The following is a 261-nucleotide window of genomic DNA, read 5'->3' on the forward strand; positions in this document are numbered from 1 at the left end:
GCGAGGAGTTTCCGTGGGGTTTCTATACGGTCACCCCGTATGGACGGGCATGGAAGAGCAGCCAGGACTGAGCGACCAGTATCGGATGTCAAGCCCCTGGCCGATGCTCATCGCGTTCGGTCTGGCGATTGCCGAGGTGGGTATTATCTGGCCGCTCGCGCCGTTGGCCGTCGGCGGCTTGCTCCTGCTCACCGGGAGCATCGTCGGCATCGTTCGAGAGGCCGGATACGTCGAAAGCCCCTGGCCGCTTCTCTCCGGGTT

Annotated in this window: 1 pseudogene; it reads left to right on the top strand. The window is 63.6% G+C overall.

The features are described from left to right. Nucleotides 1-49: 49 nt before the first annotated feature. Nucleotides 50-261, top strand: a pseudogene (locus SM755_RS23825) (cox cluster protein); the annotation flags it as partial.

The sequence above is a fragment of the Natrialba sp. PRR66 genome (genome assembly GCF_034808065.1).
In the GTDB taxonomy this organism is placed as follows: Archaea; Halobacteriota; Halobacteria; order Halobacteriales; family Natrialbaceae; genus Natrialba; species Natrialba aegyptia.